Genomic DNA, 16,255 nt, shown 5'->3' with positions numbered 1-16,255 from the left:
TAGTTATTCCTGGTATTCTAATAAGTCGCCTGGCTGGCATTCTAAAATTTCACATAAATTTTCAAGGGTACTGAATCTGACGGCTTTAGCTTTACCTGTTTTCAAAATCGAAAGATTTGCTTCCGTTACTCCCAGCTTTTCCGCTAAGACCTTAGATCTCATTTTCCGCTTTGCCATCATAACATCAAGATTTACAACAATGGGCATAGTTTAAATGGTTAACTGATTTTCTTCCAATAGGCTATTTCCTTCTTTAAAAACTTCTGCCATTGTGTAGGCGATAAATGCAAAAAGTAGGTATTGAAGTTCTAGAGAAAAGGAAATGGAAAGGCTGTGATCGAGGTAACTTAAGTCAAAGCATGATAAAACAAAACTCAACAGCATTACTAAACCAATCCTTTTAAAATATATAATTGAGTCTAATTTAAAAGTTGATAAGCTTTCAATAGACTTTATAATTTTAATCAAAGACTGTAACCCTATTATAAATAGAGACAACAAAATAATTGCCCTAGCCGCAAAAAAGATAGTATTGAAGTCGCTTGCTAAAATTTCTTGAAAAGAAGTAAATTCCACTATTAAGAGCATACTATTTCCATCAGTAGTTAAATCAGCTGGTAGGGGCCAACTAAATATTGGCTTTAAAAGCAAATATACAAATAACACTATCAGTAAGCCATAGCCTATTTGCATTAACCTCGAAAGAACCACTGCGTATTTTAAAAGATTATTATTCATTACAATTCTAATTTGTTATTGCAATTATATATATAATTATTGTTTTTCAATAATTTATTACCGTTTTTTTTAAAGAATTATAAGTCAAATGGCAATTATCTACTGAATACCCACTATCAAGCCTGGAAAGAAATTCCCAATTGTTAACAAGGAAGGTTCTTGGTTTTCTACTTTAGTTAATTGGTAATTGATTGCTACCCCCAGCTCTAATTCCCTACGTTTAGTTATTTTAAAACCATATATTAATTCAGATCTCAATATTTTTGGTCCTTTTAACAGCTTTAAATCTTTCACTTTTTGTTGCCACAAGGAAGCACTCATTGAAAGAAATTTGGAGTTTTCTGGGTTACTCCATTCCTTTTCCAGTCCATAGGCAATTCCCCAAACCGGTAATCCGTTTATGGAACAATTATAGCCAAACTGGAGTAGGTTACTAAAGAAGCGACTGCCAGCTGCTGCAGCAATATTGAGTAGATATAAATCAGTAGCCCTATAACTGAGATGACCTCTACTGGCATCTACATTAATGATACCCAAAGGCACCCCCTCATTATTCCCACTAATATTAATCAAACCGATCTGATTCCCGTTATTTACTTTACTGAAATTAATTAGACCGATTTGCCATGTGTCACTAAACAAACTACTGAGCTCATGACCAAATCCTGCCGTTCTCGCATAGTTAAATAGGCCCAATTGTAGTCCATTGGTCTGCCCATCAGAATAGTTGAGTAAAGGCGCAATTTGAAAACCAACCATACCCAGCGTGGAGGAATTGATTAAGCCAGCTATCTGGGATCCAGCTATATTTCTAGCTTTGTTGGTTAAAAAAGCTATCTGAAGCCCGTTAAAACCTGATACTGCAGTATTAAAAGTCGAAATCTGAACACCTGCTCCATTTCCGAAAGTTTTGTTGCTTATTGCAGCAAATTGAAAACCTTTAAAAGTCTCTTCTAACTTTTCTTTCGGATTAATTCTATTATTGATTCCCGATATATTAACCAAACCAGCCAATTGAATACCCTGGAATTTTTCATAATTGTAATTTGAAATCAAACCCAACTCTATCCCACTAACGCTTCCTGTAATACCTGAGGTCAAGTTCAAGGATAATTTGTAATGATTGGAAATTTCATCCACAGAATGATTACTAAAACCAGGAAAAGCAGAAATATGAATGTTTGATTGCTTGGAATAGTATTGAGCGAATAAATTTGTCGAAATCAAGAAAAGAACCAGAAAAACTATAAACTTAAAATTTGAGTACCTTGCTCCTATTTTTTCTACTCTTTTAATAATATCTTGCATACCTTAAGGTTATAGTTCAAATTGAATTAATAGTTTAACTGATGAAAAACTAACTTATTGCCTATACACGGAAATGTATTCCTTATAATTATATCGCTTTTCACCCGCTATAATGGAGAACAAACTCAATAAATCAAGAGCATTTTACCGAGAAAAAGACGAAGAGGGAGATATTTGCTTCTATTATATCGACTTAGATCAAGCTGCAAATTCAAATACTGATATTATAAAACTTAATGAGGTTACAGTAGAGGATAGTAAGAGATAGCCTTGTCATAGTATTTTTTTAAGATCTTCAAAAAACAAATTTTACTACAATTCACTGGAAAACTTTAGACTTAAGATCTAGAAATTATATTACTTAAATCATATATTTATAAATATATGCTCAAATACATATAAATAGTATTATATGTATAATGTCATATATTTTAGTATATTTGCACCTATGATTGCAGTAGTAACAGGAGACATCATTAAGTCCTCAGCAAACAGAAATCAAGACTGGCTAACTGAGCTCAAACTAGTTTTAAATCAATATGGTCAGTCACCAGCAGAATGGGAAATATTTAGAGGTGATAGCTTTCAAATTAAATTAGCTGTTGATCAGGCATTGTATTCCGTATTTCACATCAAAGCATCGATTAAGCAAATCAAAAATAAGGATGTACGAATGGCAATAGGAATCGGGGATGTATCACATCAATCAGTGTCCATAAGCGAAGCAAATGGAGAAGCTTATCAGAATTCAGGCAATTGTTTCGAAAATCTTAAAAAAGAAACCCTCCAAATTAAATCTCCCTATGCAGACTGGGACAAACCGCTTAATTTGATGATCGCTCTCTCCATGCTAACGGCAAATAATTGGACTCAAACGGAAGCAACTATCATCAAAACAGTATTTGAAAACCCAGAGAAAACACAGAAAGAAATAGCGAAGATTTTAAATAAAAAGCAAAGTAATATCAGCGTAGCTTTGAAAAGAGCAGGCTTTGAAGAGTTAAACCGACTTATAAAATACTTCGAACAACAAACCCAACTATTATGATAACATTTCTCTTAAAAGCTTTAATTGCTCATATATTGGGTGATTTTGTATTTCAACCAGACCGATGGATTCAAGACAAACAACTAAAAAAAGCTAAATCAAAATATCTGTACTTCCACATTATTATCCATGCAGGATTACTATTAGTATTATTTCGATTAAGCAATGAATTCATACTAGCATTTATAATTATTCCTACTAGTCATTACCTAATTGATCTCATTAAAACTAATCTAGAAAAAAAGATTAACAAACGGCTATTATTTTCACTAGATCAATTGGCACATTTATCAATTGTTTTAGGACTAGCAGTATATTATTTTCCTAAAAAAGTCAACTTGAATTTTCAGCTTTCTGACAAGCTTTACTTCTTCTTTTTAAGTATCATTATCCTAACCTCCGGACTAGCTGTCCTGATGAAAATCATCATGTCAAGATGGGATTTGAAGGAAGATTCAGATCAAGATTCTTTATCTAAAGCCGGCAAGTACATCGGAATGCTAGAACGGCTACTTGTTTTTACTTTTATTCTCATAGAAGAATTTCAAGCAATAGGTTTCTTAATTGCTGCTAAATCTGTTTTTCGCTTCGGAGATTTATCCAGAGCAAAAGATCGAAAACTAACTGAATACATCCTTATTGGTACGCTACTAAGTTTTGGATTCGCTATTTTGATAGGACTAGCATACATCACCTTTAGCTAACATTGAATACCAACGGTCACCAAAAACATACTAATTTCAAATGATCAATAGAAAGCAAATACTCCACTATAATTGAAATAGTGCAAGCACAAAAAAGCTGCGTTCTTACCAACTTAAAAACTTCCTACCGGCATTCACTGCATAGCGGTCCTCTCTTTCGAAGGTATTTTCACTTTCACCCATAGTGTAAATAAGCATATTAAAATTTATTCCTTATCTAGAGAAAAAATTACTACTGTAAAATTTTGAACTTTCATTTTACCATTTGGGTTTTTATGCTTTACTTTGGAATACTTATCCAGAAAGACTGAGGGATTGGGCCCTTTGAAGTCTTAGCAACCCTTCCAATGCATTTGCCAAAGGAAAAGGTGCTAACTCCCATCCGGACAAATAGTCTGGTAAAGATAAGAAACAGCCTTCCTCACGGCACTTTCTGGATACAAATAAAGAAATATTCAGAATGAGTCGATTTTCAAAAGATATTTTAAAAGACAGAATCTTAGTATTAGATGGTGCTATGGGCACTATGATTCAAAACTATAAACTCACAGAAGCCGATTACCGTGGGGAACGTTTTGCGGATTATCCATCAGATTTGAAAGGGAATAATGATCTCTTGTCCTTAACCCAGCCTAAAATCATTGAAGATATTCACAGAGCTTATCTCGATGCAGGGGCAGATATCATAGAAACGAACACTTTCAGTGGCACGACCATTGCAATGGCTGACTATGATATGCAAGATTTGGTTTGGGAACTCAACGAGCAATCAGCCAGAATTGCCCGGAAAGTAACGGAAGAATATTCTGATAAACCTAGATTTGTAGCCGGCTCAATCGGCCCGACCAATAGAACTGCTTCCTTATCACCAGATGTAAATCGCCCCGGATTCAGAGCGACTTCATTTGATGAATTAAAAATAGCTTATAAACAACAAGCGGAAGCTTTAGCTGTGGGTGGTGTCGATTTATTTTTGGTAGAAACCGTTTTTGACACCCTGAATTGTAAAGCCGCATTGATGGCTATTCAAGAATTGAAAGATGAAAAAAGCATTGATATTCCGGTTATGGTTTCTGGAACCATTACTGATGCCAGCGGCAGAACACTTTCCGGGCAAACGGTTGAAGCATTCTGGAACAGTATTCGCCATTTCCCAATACTCAGCGTAGGTTTTAATTGTGCTTTAGGTGCCGATCAGTTAAAAGTGTATTTACAACAATTAGCTAGAATTTCGGATGTCCCTATTTCTTGTCATCCAAACGCTGGTTTACCGAATGAATTCGGTGAATATGATGAAACACCCAGTCAAATGAGCGGAATAATCAAAAGCTACTTTGATGAAGGTTTAGTCAATATTATTGGCGGTTGCTGTGGTACTCAGCCGGAACATATTAAAGCCATTGCTGAATACGCTGTCAAATCTCAGCCTCATAAAATTGCTCCTCAAAAGAAATTAATGAGATTAAGTGGATTAGAGCCTTTAAGCATCACTCCCGAACTGAATTTTGTAAATATAGGCGAAAGAACCAATGTATCAGGTTCGAAAAAATTTGCCAGACTTATTCGAGAAGAGAAATTCGAAGAAGCAGTTGCTATTGCTGTAGATCAGGTAGAAGGAGGAGCTCAAATCATCGATATCAATATGGATGACGGCATGTTAGATGCTGTTACCGTTCTACCTGACTTTGTGAACCTCATTGCTTCAGAACCAGACATCGCAAGACTCCCCTTCATGATCGATTCATCCAAATGGGAGGTGATTGAAGCAGGCCTAAAGTGCATGCAAGGCAAAGGAATTGTAAATTCCATCAGTTTAAAGGAAGGTGAAGAAGATTTCATTGCCAAAGCCAAAAAGATTAAAAATTATGGAGCCTCAGTGGTGGTCATGGCTTTTGACGAAACAGGTCAAGCCGATACCTTTGATAGAAAAATCGAGGTATGTAAACGGTGTTATGATCTATTGGTGAATGAAGCTGAATTCCCAGCTGAAGACATTATTTTCGACCCTAATATACTCACGGTGGGTACAGGAATGGAAGAGCATAATAATTATGCGGTTGACTTCATCAATGCGGTCCAATGGATAAAGGAAAACCTCCCTTACGCTAAAACCAGTGGCGGGGTCAGTAATATTTCCTTTTCTTTTAGAGGAAATAATGTAGTAAGAGAAGCCATGCATTCGGCTTTCCTATATCATGCTATTAAAGCTGGTCTGGATATGGGAATTGTAAACCCGGGCATGCTAGAAGTTTACGATGAAGTCGACAAAGAACTGCTTGATTATGTTGAAGATCTATTATTCAACAAAAGACCTGATGCAACTGAACGATTAATGGCCTATGCTGAAAATCTTAAACCAGGAGAAAAAGCAGAAAAGGCCACACAGGAATGGAGAAATCAGCCAGTAAACAAACGTCTCGAACACGCTTTAATAAAAGGGATTACAGAATATATAGAAGAGGATACGGAAGAAAGCAGACTTCAAGCAGAACGACCTCTTGATGTAATCGAAGGGCCACTAATGGACGGAATGAATGTGGTGGGTGATTTATTTGGATCAGGAAAAATGTTTCTACCACAAGTGGTGAAGAGTGCTAGAGTGATGAAGAAGGCAGTGGCTATCCTACTCCCCTATATTGAAGCCGAAAAGAAAAAAAACAGCACCAAAGCCCCCTATCCCCCAAAGGTGGCACAGGCTCAGCACTGGCAGACTGCTGACCCGATACTTTATGGTTTGATGAAAGATTTTGCAAAACAAATGAGGCATGATCATCCTACTCATGCCGAAATAGTCCTATGGGATGCATTAAAAGGAAAACAAGTTGAAGGATATAAGTTTAGAAGACAACACATAATTGGAGGCTATATCGCTGATTTTCTTTATTTAAAAGAAAATCTAATAATAGAAGTAGATGGACTCATTCATCAATTACCTGAAAATAAAGCCAATGATGAAGAAAGAACAAAATGGCTAGAGGAACAAGGCTATAAAGTACTCCGTTTTACCAATTCTGAAGTAATAACCCAGTTAGATATTGTCCTAAAAAAAATCCTAGAAGCACTCAGCACTCCCCCTTTGGGGGCTGGGGGGCCTTTGGGGGCGGAAGAACCTGTACAAGAGCGATCTGGCAAAGGAAAAATATTAATGGCTACAGTAAAAGGTGATGTCCACGACATAGGCAAAAACATCGTTTCTGTAGTTTTAGCCTGTAATAACTATGAAATTATCGATTTAGGCGTGATGGTGCCGCTTCAAAAAATATTGGAGGAAGCGGAAAAGCATGAAGTCGACATTATTGGCATGAGCGGATTGATTACACCTTCATTGGACGAAATGATTTATGTTGTAGAAGAGATGGAAAAAAGGGGCTTAAAAACACCTGTTATGATTGGTGGGGCTACTACTTCCCGAATTCATACAGCAGTGAAAATCAAACCGAATTACAGCGGGCCAGTAATTCATGTAAATGATGCTTCCAGGTCTGTGACAGTTGCTGGAAAGCTATTGGGTAAGGATAAAGAAGAATTTTATAAAGAAATCGAAAGAGAATATGCAGAAGCAAAAGCAGGTCATGGTAAAAGAGGTGAAGCGAAGAATTATGTTAGCATAGAAGAAGCAAGGGCAAATAAATATCAAATTGAATGGGAGAACTATCAACCTCATACTCCGAAGAAAATCGGAAGTGAGGTACTGCATGATTATGATTTGAAAGAAATTGCAGAATACATTGACTGGACTCCTTTTTTCCAGACGTGGGAAATGAAAGGCCGATACCCTAAAATATTGAAGGATCCTGAAAAAGGAGAAGAAGCAAGAAAACTTTTTGCTGATGCGCAAAAAATGCTGCAGGAAATCATAGATCAAAAGCTATTAACAGCAAATGCGATATTCGGACTTTATCCTGCTCACACCAAAAATCATGATAGCATTGAGATTTTTGAGGATGCAAATAAATCACAAAAACTCACGGAATTCCATACGCTTCGTCAGCAAAACAAGAAAGGCGAAAAGAATCCGAACTATGCTTTTTCCGACTTCTTAGCACCATCTGAGGCTAATTATACCGATTACATGGGCTGTTTTGCTGTGACTACTGGAATTGGCCTAGATAAATTAACAGCAAAATACGAAGCGGATCATGATGACTATAACAGTATAATGGCAAAGGCATTGGCTGACCGTTTAGCAGAAGCATTTGCCGAACTTCTACATAAAAAGGTCAGAACTGAATATTGGGGCTACGCAAAAGATGAGGCATTAGATAACGAAAGCTTGATAAAAGAACAATATAAAGGCATCAGACCGGCTCCAGGCTATCCTGGTTGCCCTGACCATACTGAAAAGATCACTTTATTTGACTTATTGGATGTAGAAAAGAAGACAGGTATCACACTGACTGAAAGCCTAGCCATGCTGCCAACAGCCTCAGTTAGCGGCTTTTATTTCGGTCATCCTGAAAGTCGCTATTTTGGCTTAGGAAAAATTGGGAAAGATCAGGTAGAAGATATTGCAAACCGGAAGAATCAGTCATTTGAAGAGATAGAGAGATGGCTTAGACCAAATCTAAACTACTAACAGAACATAGACCCTAGAACCTAGACAATAGACATGTCTTGATTCTAGGGTCTTGAATCTAAAATCTAACTTATGAAAGTAACAGAACATATAGCAAACGCAAAAAACACCGTATTCTCATTTGAAATATTACCACCGCTGAAAGGGCAGAATATTAAAGCTCTATTTGAGAACATTGAACCACTAATGGAATTCAAACCTCCTTTTATTGATGTCACTTATCATCGAGAAGAATATATATATCGCGACAAGGGCAATGGCCTACTAGAAAAGCGGACAACAAGAAAACGCCCGGGAACAGTAGGGATCTGCGCGGCCATCAAAAATAGATTTGATATCGACACGGTTCCGCATATCATTTGTGGCGGTTTTAGTAAAGAGGAAACCGAAAATGCCTTAATAGACCTTGATTTCTTGGGAATAGATTCAGTTTTAGTTTTGCGTGGAGACCCCATAAAATCAGAAAATAAATTTGTTCCCGATCCTAACGGACATGCTTATGCCATTGATCTGATGGAACAAGTGGTAGACATGAATAACGGTCGGTACATTGACGAAGAATTGCAGTCAGCTACTCCTACCGATTTTTGTATTGGTGTCGCGGGTTATCCTGAAAAGCATTTCGAAGCTCCTAGCATGAAATCTGATTTGAAAATTTTAAAGCAAAAAGTAGAAAGAGGTGCTGAATATGTGGTCACACAAATGTTTTTTGACAATCAAAAATATTTCGATTTTGTGAAGCTTTGCCGTGCTGAAGGTATTGATGTACCTATTATTCCTGGCTTAAAACCTATTACTTCATTAAAACAAATGTCGGCCTTACCAAGAACCTTTTTCTTGGACCTGCCTGATGCTTTGGTGGATGAACTAGAAAAATGTAAAGACAATGCAGCTGCTAAAGAAGTAGGAATTGAATGGTGCATTCAGCAATCAAAAGAGCTAATTGAATTTGGTGCTCCTTGTCTGCATTACTATTCTATGGGAAAATCTGATCCTATTTATAGGATCGCGGAAGGTATATTTTAGGGTACTCTTGATTAATACCTCAATATCTCAAAACCAAATGAAGTTTGCTCGGAGAGAGCGGGATGGAGGACAAAAAGGCGGGGAGGGTGCTGGATTGAAGCGTGGAAGCATCTTTTTGTCTTGACTTTTTGTTTCTTTTTTGTCAAGAAAAAAGAAAGTAAAAGAAAATTTGGTGATGAAATACTAAAGACGGAATAAGAAACCTCGCTTTTTAATTAAACCCTTATTTTTTGAGGTTTTTTATTGTTTAAAAAAATCATAAAATGCTATAAAAAGCATTAGCGAAGAATTTTAGTGCAAAATCAATTATAATTAGAACCCTCTTTTAAAAAAACAACTTTCCTAAAGTTCAAAACTTTAGAAAAGTTGACTCTTAAATTTCTATATTAGTACAAAGCTGGATACTGCTCTGGATCAAATTCGTGCATCATTGCATACACTCTTTCAAAAACATCTTCTGTCTGTGGTTTACTGAAATAATCTCCATCTGAGGCGTAAGCTGGTCTATGCTCATTTGAAGTAATTGTAGCAGGTTGGGCATCTAAAAATCTGTAAGCTTTTTGCTCTTCTAGTACTTTCTGCATCATAAAACCTGTTGCACCACCTGGCACATCTTCATCAGCAAAAATCACTCTATTCGTTTTCTTTATGGATTCTACAATCTGATAATCAAGATCAAAAGGCAATAAAGATTGCACATCTATAATTTCACAAGAAATTCCGTGGTCAGCTAGGTTATTAGCGGCATCTATTACAACTCGGCACATAGAACCATAAGTCACAATTGTGACATCAGATCCTTCTCTAATAGTTTCCACCTGACCTAAAGGAACCGTAAATTCACCTACGTTTTCCGGTAAGGATTCTTTTAATCTGTAGCCATTCAAACACTCAATAATTAAAGCTGGGTCATCTGATTGCAACATGGTATTGTAGAAACCAGCCGCTTGCGTCATATTTCTTGGCACTAAAACGTAAATCCCTCTAATGGAATTTAAAATCATACCCATTGGTGATCCAGAATGCCAAACACCTTCTAATCGGTGACCTCTGGTACGAATAATTAATGGTGCTTTTTGTCCACCTTTAGTTCTATAATGTAAACTTGCTAAATCATCAGATAAAATCTGAATAGCATAAAGTAAGTAATCCAGATATTGAATCTCTGCTATAGGTCTTAAGCCTCTTAATGCAGCTCCTATTCCCTGGCCTATTATGGTACATTCTCTAATTCCTGTATCCATTACTCTCACATCCCCATACTTATCTTGCAAACCAGCAAAAGCTTGGTTCACATCCCCAATTTTACCTACATCTTCACCGAAGGCAAAAACTCTCGGGTCTCTATCTAAGGCAGCATCAAAACAAGCCTGTAAAACTTCTCTACCATCTACCTTTTTAGGATCATTTGAATATTTGGCGCCTATGACTTCTACTTTTAGCGCAGATTCTTCCGATTCACTGTATAAGTGAGAGCTGAATCGATCACGACCTTCTTCCATCACAGCTTTCAACCAATTCACGACCTTATCTTTAGCATCACCTTCCTGGTTAATAACTAATCTCAAGGACTTTTTAACGGCTTTTACATTGTCAAGCCTTAAAGGATTCATTGCTGACTTTAACTCTGCAGCAATTTCTGCAATTTCAGTTTTACCTGATTCTTCAGCTAAATTATTCAGTAAACCTAAAGCCTCTTTTTGTTGATCCTTAATTTCGCCAATAAAAGCTTTCCACGCGGCATCTTTTGCGTCTTTAGCCGTTTTCTTAGCGTTATTTTCAATCTCATCTAGCTCTTCAGCAGTAGCAATTTTTTCCTTTATGATATATTTTCTAAACTGGTTTAGGCAGTCATATTCTGCTTCCCATTCCAATCTCTCTGTAGACTTATATCGTTCGTGAGAACCGGAAGTAGAGTGCCCTTGTGGCTGAGTCATTTCTAAAACGTGGACCATTGAAGGAACATGTTCCTCACGAGATACTTTGGCAGCCTTTTCGTAAGTAGCAATAAGTGCCTCATAATCCCAACCTCTCACGGTTAAGATCTCATATCCTTTTTTATCTTTCGATCTTTGGAAACCTGCTAAAACCTCTGATATACTTCCTTTAGTCGTATGGAATTCCTGAGGTACACTGATCCCGTAATGATCATCCCAAATGGAAACCAACATAGGGATTTGCAAAACTCCAGCAGCATTGATAGACTCATAGAACATCCCTTCAGAAGTGGATGCATTTCCTATAGTACCAAATGCCACTTCATTTCCATTAATGGAATATTGTTCAAATTCCTTCTTATTTAACTCCTTATTTTCTCTGAATAGCTTAGAAGCAAAAGCTAAACCCACTAACCTAGGCATTTGTGCTGCAGTCGGTGAAACATCAGAAGAACTATTTTTACTATCTGTAAGCTTGGTATATTTACCTGCTTCATCCAGCATTCTCGTTGCAAAGTGGCCATTCATTAAACGACCAGCAGAGGCAGGATCAGCATTTACATCGGTATGAGCATATAGCTGAGCAAAATACCCCTGAATACTTAACTCGCCAATAGCAAACATAAAGGTTTGGTCACGATAATAACCAGAACGAAAATCTCCATTTTGAAAAGATTTTGCCATTGCTAACTGGGCTAACTCCTTACCGTCACCAAAGATCCCGAATTTCGCTTTGCCCATAAAAACCTCTTTTCGGCCCATTAGACTAGCATGCCTGCTCTCCCATCCTAAACGAAAGTCATTTAATACTTCTTCTTTTGAGATCTTAGATTTTATATCTTTTTTGCTTTTGGTGGTTGTCATCAGCTAAGTGTTTTATAAATTAAGTACGCACCCACTTTACAGTAAGTTCAACAAAAATAACCAAAATGATGAGGCTTTCAAATCCTAATTCAACAGTTGAGCCTAACAAGCGTTTGGAAAGCGTAAGTCAGTTTATATTTTTAGCTTTTTTCATTCTGTCAAAATAATATTCCACCAAACAAACACTAACTATACCTATTCAAAATAAAATATTAATTTGATTTTGAAATTATCGTATAAAGTGTCGGAAAAAACTACTGGCTTAGACTGAAAATTCTATTGTTTACTTTATATTTGCGCCCATTCGGAAACATTAAAATTATTGCGTTATGATCATTGGGGTACCAAAAGAAATCAAAAACAACGAGAACCGTGTCGCCTTGACACCGGCCGGTACACAGGAATTGGTCAAAAGAGGCCACCAAGTATTTGTACAGGCTACTGCAGGAGAAGGCAGCGGTTTTCTAGACGAAGATTATGTAGAATCAGGTGCTCAAATTTTACCTGACATTCAAAGCACTTATGCGAAAGCTGAGATGATAATGAAGGTGAAGGAGCCTATTGAAGAAGAATACGAATTGATCAAGGAAGATCAGTTGGTATTTACTTATTTCCATTTCGCAGCCTATGAAGGATTGACTAAGGCAATGATCAAAAATAAGTCTATCTGTTTAGCTTATGAAACTGTAGAAAAGCCAGATAGAAGTTTACCCCTTTTGGTGCCAATGTCAGAAGTAGCAGGAAGAATGTCCATTCAAGAAGGCGCTAAATACTTAGAAAAGCCATTGAAAGGTAGAGGTATCCTATTAGGTGGTGTACCTGGTGTTCGTCCAGCGAAAGTTATGATTATGGGCGGTGGTGTTGTGGGAACAAATGCTGCTAAAATGGCTGCCGGTATGGGCGCTGATGTTACGATCATGGATGTAAACCTACAGCGTTTACGTTATTTGGATGATGTAATGCCTGCTAATGTTAACACTTTTATGTCAAACGAATACAACATTCGTGAGATGTTGCATAGAGTTGATTTAATCATTGGAGCAGTTTTAATTCCAGGTGGAAAAGCACCACACTTGATTACGCGTGATATGTTAAAAGAAATGAGACCAGGAACTGTTCTTGTTGACGTTGCAGTAGATCAAGGCGGATGTATTGAAACTTGTAAACCAACAACACACCAAGATCCAACTTATATTATTGATGATGTAGTTCATTATTGTGTTGCCAATATGCCAGGAGCTGTGCCTTACACTTCGACTTTGGCCTTAACCAACGCAACGCTTCCTTACGCAATTCAATTAGCTGATAAGGGTTGGGTAAAAGCTTGTCAAGAAAACAGAGATTTAGCTTTAGGGTTAAATGTGATAAAAGGTGATGTAGTTTATGATGCTGTAGCAGATGCATATAATTTGAAACACGTCCCTTTTGAGAAATATTTAGGTAACGTTTGGGATAAAGTTTAAATACTCTCAAATAGTCAATTATAAAAAAATCCCAACTTATATTTAAGTTGGGATTTTTTTATCTTCCTTAAATTGATGCTACTTAATCAGCCTTGAAATTATAAGAAGCCGTGAATAACATTATTTGGGTTTCTCTTTTTCTTGTAAAAGTTTGCTCAAAACCAGGACCAAAGTTCTGTCCTCTGAAATTACGAGTATCGAACAAATCCCTAAAACTTGCACTTAATGTTAATTGCTTATTAAAGAAGTATCTCTGCAAACTTCCATCAATGTAATAGCGAGCTAAGTCTCGCCCTTGAGCTTCAATCTCAGGAGCAAAATAATTACCGGTAAATTGTAGATTGATGCCAAATGGCAAACTAAAATCTGTCGTTACCTTTGCATACCAAGAAACTCCTCTATTCGGCTCTTCGGCTCCAATATTAGTACCGTCTATTACAGATTGAAAAATTGAATAACTTGCGTTTAAATTCCACCAATTGGTAATATCAGTAGTATTTATGAATTCTAGTCCGTAAAACTGGCCAGTATTCAAGTTTTGAGGACCTCGATATGAAATCCCATCTTCTACCCGGACAATCCAATCTACTTGATTATTAATTCTTCTATAAAATGCATTAGTTGTTAAAGTGAAACCTCCATTTTGATACATATGACCTATTTCAAAGGAATTGATATATTCTGGCTGCAAATTAGGTTCCCCTACCCTTACATTCAGAGAATCAGCAAAATCTGGAAAGGGGTTCAAACGCCAAGCCCTAGGACGATCAATTCTTCGGGAATAAGTAGCTTTTAGAGTGTTATTGGTATTTAAATGATAGGCTAGTTGTACACTAGGAAAGAAATTTAAATATTGCTGACTATTAGAAATATCTTCTTCATCTACTAAAGATGTATTAACATTAGATAACTCGTTTTCTAAAATGGTTTGCTCAGCTCTTAAACCCACTGCATAATTGAAATTTGGAAGGCTGTCAGAATAAATACCATACAAAGCATGAATTTGATCCTGATAAACAAATCGATTGCTAATACTGTCGTAAGGACTGATTTCACCTGTATTTTCGACCAATCCGTAAATATAATCATTATCAAACTTTCGGAAAATTGACTTATAACCTGTCTCTAATAATCCACCTAAGACAGGAGTCGCATAATCAATTTGAATTACCGAAGTATTCCTAAACTCATCAGTAGTACTTCCTTCTGTTCTATTGGGATTGCCTTCTGCAATTAATCTATTATTATAGATGGCTATATTCTGATCTTCTACCTGATCTCTAATGGAAACACTTGCTAAAGCCCTGAAGAATTTCTCTTTATCATCAAAATCTCTTTCATAGATGATGGCATTATCATAAGTATAATTTTTCTCAGTTTCAGTATTGTTTCTAACATACCTAGTCAAAAACTCATCTGTATCTAAGTTTTGTATAAAGGCACTGCTCGATTGAAAATCATTCTCATCTTCCGTATTAAAAACACCTTCAAAACTCAACTTATTTTGTCCCCAGAAGTAATCCCCACCGTAATTGATGGTGTGTTCTCTATCTTCATTTCTACTGCTCTGCTCCTGTCGAAACAATTCATTTTCATCATTAAATGTACTTCTTCGCTCTGTTTCTCTACTGCCTACTCTAGGCCATTGTCTAAAACTATATCCCCCATAGACAGCAAATTTTGTGGTCCGTCTGGATAAATTCACATTGGCATTGGTACGCATTCTAGTACCCACAGTGAGTTCTGCCCTTGCGGTGGTTCCTAAATCTTCTCCTCTTTTAAGCTTAATATTAATGACTCCCCCATCAGAAGAAGCATCATATTTTGCATTTGGGTTGTTGATAATTTCGACTTCCTCAATCGCACTGGCAGGTATCTGTTCTAAATCAGTAGCCAAAGCCGAATTGCGACCGTCAATAAGTATATTAGTACTCCCACTACCCCTTAAAGAGACACTTCCATCATCAGATACATTCACAGAGGGCGTATTTCGTAAAATATCTAATAAACTTCCTCCTACATTGGCAATCGTTTGATCGGGTTTTATCGTCATGCCTTCCATAGTAGCTAGGACTGGAGTTTTTCTTTCATTTCCTTTCACCACAACCTCTTCCATTATTTCTTCCTCCACATTAAGACTTATTTCACCAACATCCAAACCGCTGTCAGCGATGGTGACTTGCTTTTCGAAATCTTGATAACCCACAAAAGAGACAACCAATTTATAATCCCCTGGCTCTATTGGAATACTGAAACTCCCATCTTCTGCCGTAGTAGCACCTGTAATAGGAGCATTTGAATTTTCTTGATAAAAAGCAACCTGAGCAAATGGAATGACTTTGCCGGAATCTGGATCTGACACCACTCCTTCTACTATTGCATTTTGACAAAAAACTGAATTTATTGATAATAAGGATAATACTAAAATTAAGATATACTTCATTAGATTTTTCTATGTCGGTACATAAAATTGAACTGCATAGAAGTGTAAAAGTTTAAATAGAAGCCACTTTTCCTTCAAAACGTTAATCTAGATCAACATGAAAAGGACAAAACTAATCGCTACCAACTCATTCATTTTAAACGTTTTG

11 protein-coding genes and 1 riboswitch are annotated in these 16,255 nt (G+C 36.7%); of the genes, 6 read left to right on the top strand and 5 right to left on the bottom strand.

The window, feature by feature from the left end; genetic code table 11:
- Window positions 1–3: 3 nt before the first annotated feature.
- The 3 genes from B9Y84_RS00295 to B9Y84_RS00285 form a co-directional block, all read right to left on the bottom strand.
- Window positions 4–207 (bottom strand): helix-turn-helix domain-containing protein, encoded by a 204-nt coding sequence (locus tag B9Y84_RS00295; RefSeq protein WP_085515093.1) that lies wholly within the window; start codon window positions 205–207, stop codon window positions 4–6.
- 3 nt (window positions 208–210) lie between these two features.
- The gene (locus B9Y84_RS00290) at window positions 211–738 is read right to left on the bottom strand and encodes a DUF2975 domain-containing protein (RefSeq protein ID WP_085515092.1); all 528 of its coding nucleotides are present in this window, start codon (window positions 736–738) and stop codon (window positions 211–213) included.
- Between the two features lie 99 nt (window positions 739–837).
- Window positions 838–2,046, bottom strand: coding sequence for a hypothetical protein (locus B9Y84_RS00285; protein WP_085515091.1), 1,209 nt, complete (start codon window positions 2,044–2,046; stop codon window positions 838–840).
- Between the two features lie 112 nt (window positions 2,047–2,158).
- On the opposite strand from B9Y84_RS00285, the gene B9Y84_RS20485 reads away from it, so the two are divergent.
- The 5 genes from B9Y84_RS20485 to metF all read left to right on the top strand — a co-directional run bounded on the left by B9Y84_RS20485 (window position 2,159) and on the right by metF (window position 9,400).
- Window positions 2,159–2,314: a hypothetical protein gene (locus B9Y84_RS20485; RefSeq protein WP_176223669.1), complete on the top strand. Its 156-nt coding sequence runs from the start codon at window positions 2,159–2,161 to the stop codon at window positions 2,312–2,314.
- Between the two features lie 144 nt (window positions 2,315–2,458).
- Entirely contained in the window at window positions 2,459–3,094 is a 636-nt protein-coding gene (locus B9Y84_RS00280) for a SatD family protein (protein WP_245830796.1), read from the top strand.
- Window positions 3,091–3,798 carry a DUF3307 domain-containing protein gene (locus tag B9Y84_RS00275; RefSeq protein ID WP_085515089.1) on the top strand — a complete coding sequence of 236 codons (708 nt, stop codon included), beginning with the start codon at window positions 3,091–3,093 and terminating at the stop codon, window positions 3,796–3,798. The genes B9Y84_RS00280 and B9Y84_RS00275 overlap by 4 nt, the downstream gene beginning before the upstream one ends.
- Before the next feature lie 291 nt (window positions 3,799–4,089).
- Window positions 4,090–4,209, top strand: a riboswitch (SAM riboswitch).
- 49 nt (window positions 4,210–4,258) lie between these two features.
- Window positions 4,259–8,374, top strand: coding sequence for a methionine synthase (gene metH / locus B9Y84_RS00270; RefSeq protein WP_085516006.1), 4,116 nt, complete (start codon window positions 4,259–4,261; stop codon window positions 8,372–8,374).
- 72 nt (window positions 8,375–8,446) lie between these two features.
- Window positions 8,447–9,400 carry a methylenetetrahydrofolate reductase [NAD(P)H] gene (gene metF, locus B9Y84_RS00265; protein ID WP_085515088.1) on the top strand — a complete coding sequence of 318 codons (954 nt, stop codon included), beginning with the start codon at window positions 8,447–8,449 and terminating at the stop codon, window positions 9,398–9,400.
- A 386-nt stretch (window positions 9,401–9,786) separates the two neighbouring features.
- Here metF and B9Y84_RS00260 read toward each other — a convergent pair whose 3' ends face one another.
- On the bottom strand, window positions 9,787–12,201 hold the full coding sequence (locus tag B9Y84_RS00260) for an alpha-ketoacid dehydrogenase subunit alpha/beta (protein ID WP_085515087.1): 2,415 nt from the start codon (window positions 12,199–12,201) through the stop codon (window positions 9,787–9,789).
- Window positions 12,202–12,530: 329 nt separating this feature from the next.
- Between B9Y84_RS00260 and ald the strand changes: the two genes are divergently transcribed.
- Window positions 12,531–13,664, top strand: a complete 1,134-nt coding sequence (gene ald / locus B9Y84_RS00255) for an alanine dehydrogenase (RefSeq protein WP_085515086.1) — start codon at window positions 12,531–12,533, stop codon at window positions 13,662–13,664.
- A gap of 82 nt (window positions 13,665–13,746) precedes the next feature.
- On the opposite strand, the gene B9Y84_RS00250 is transcribed toward ald, so the two are convergent.
- A complete protein-coding gene (locus tag B9Y84_RS00250) occupies window positions 13,747–16,107 on the bottom strand; it encodes a TonB-dependent receptor (RefSeq protein ID WP_085515085.1) in 2,361 nt (786 codons plus the stop codon).
- Window positions 16,108–16,255: the final 148 nt, after the last annotated feature.

Origin of the sequence: Marivirga sericea, from assembly GCF_900177665.1 — a bacterium.
Lineage (GTDB): Bacteria > Bacteroidota > Bacteroidia > Cytophagales > Cyclobacteriaceae > Marivirga > Marivirga sericea.
The sequence above is the reverse complement of the archived record's forward strand: the minus strand, read 5'-3'. Positions and strand labels throughout refer to the sequence as shown.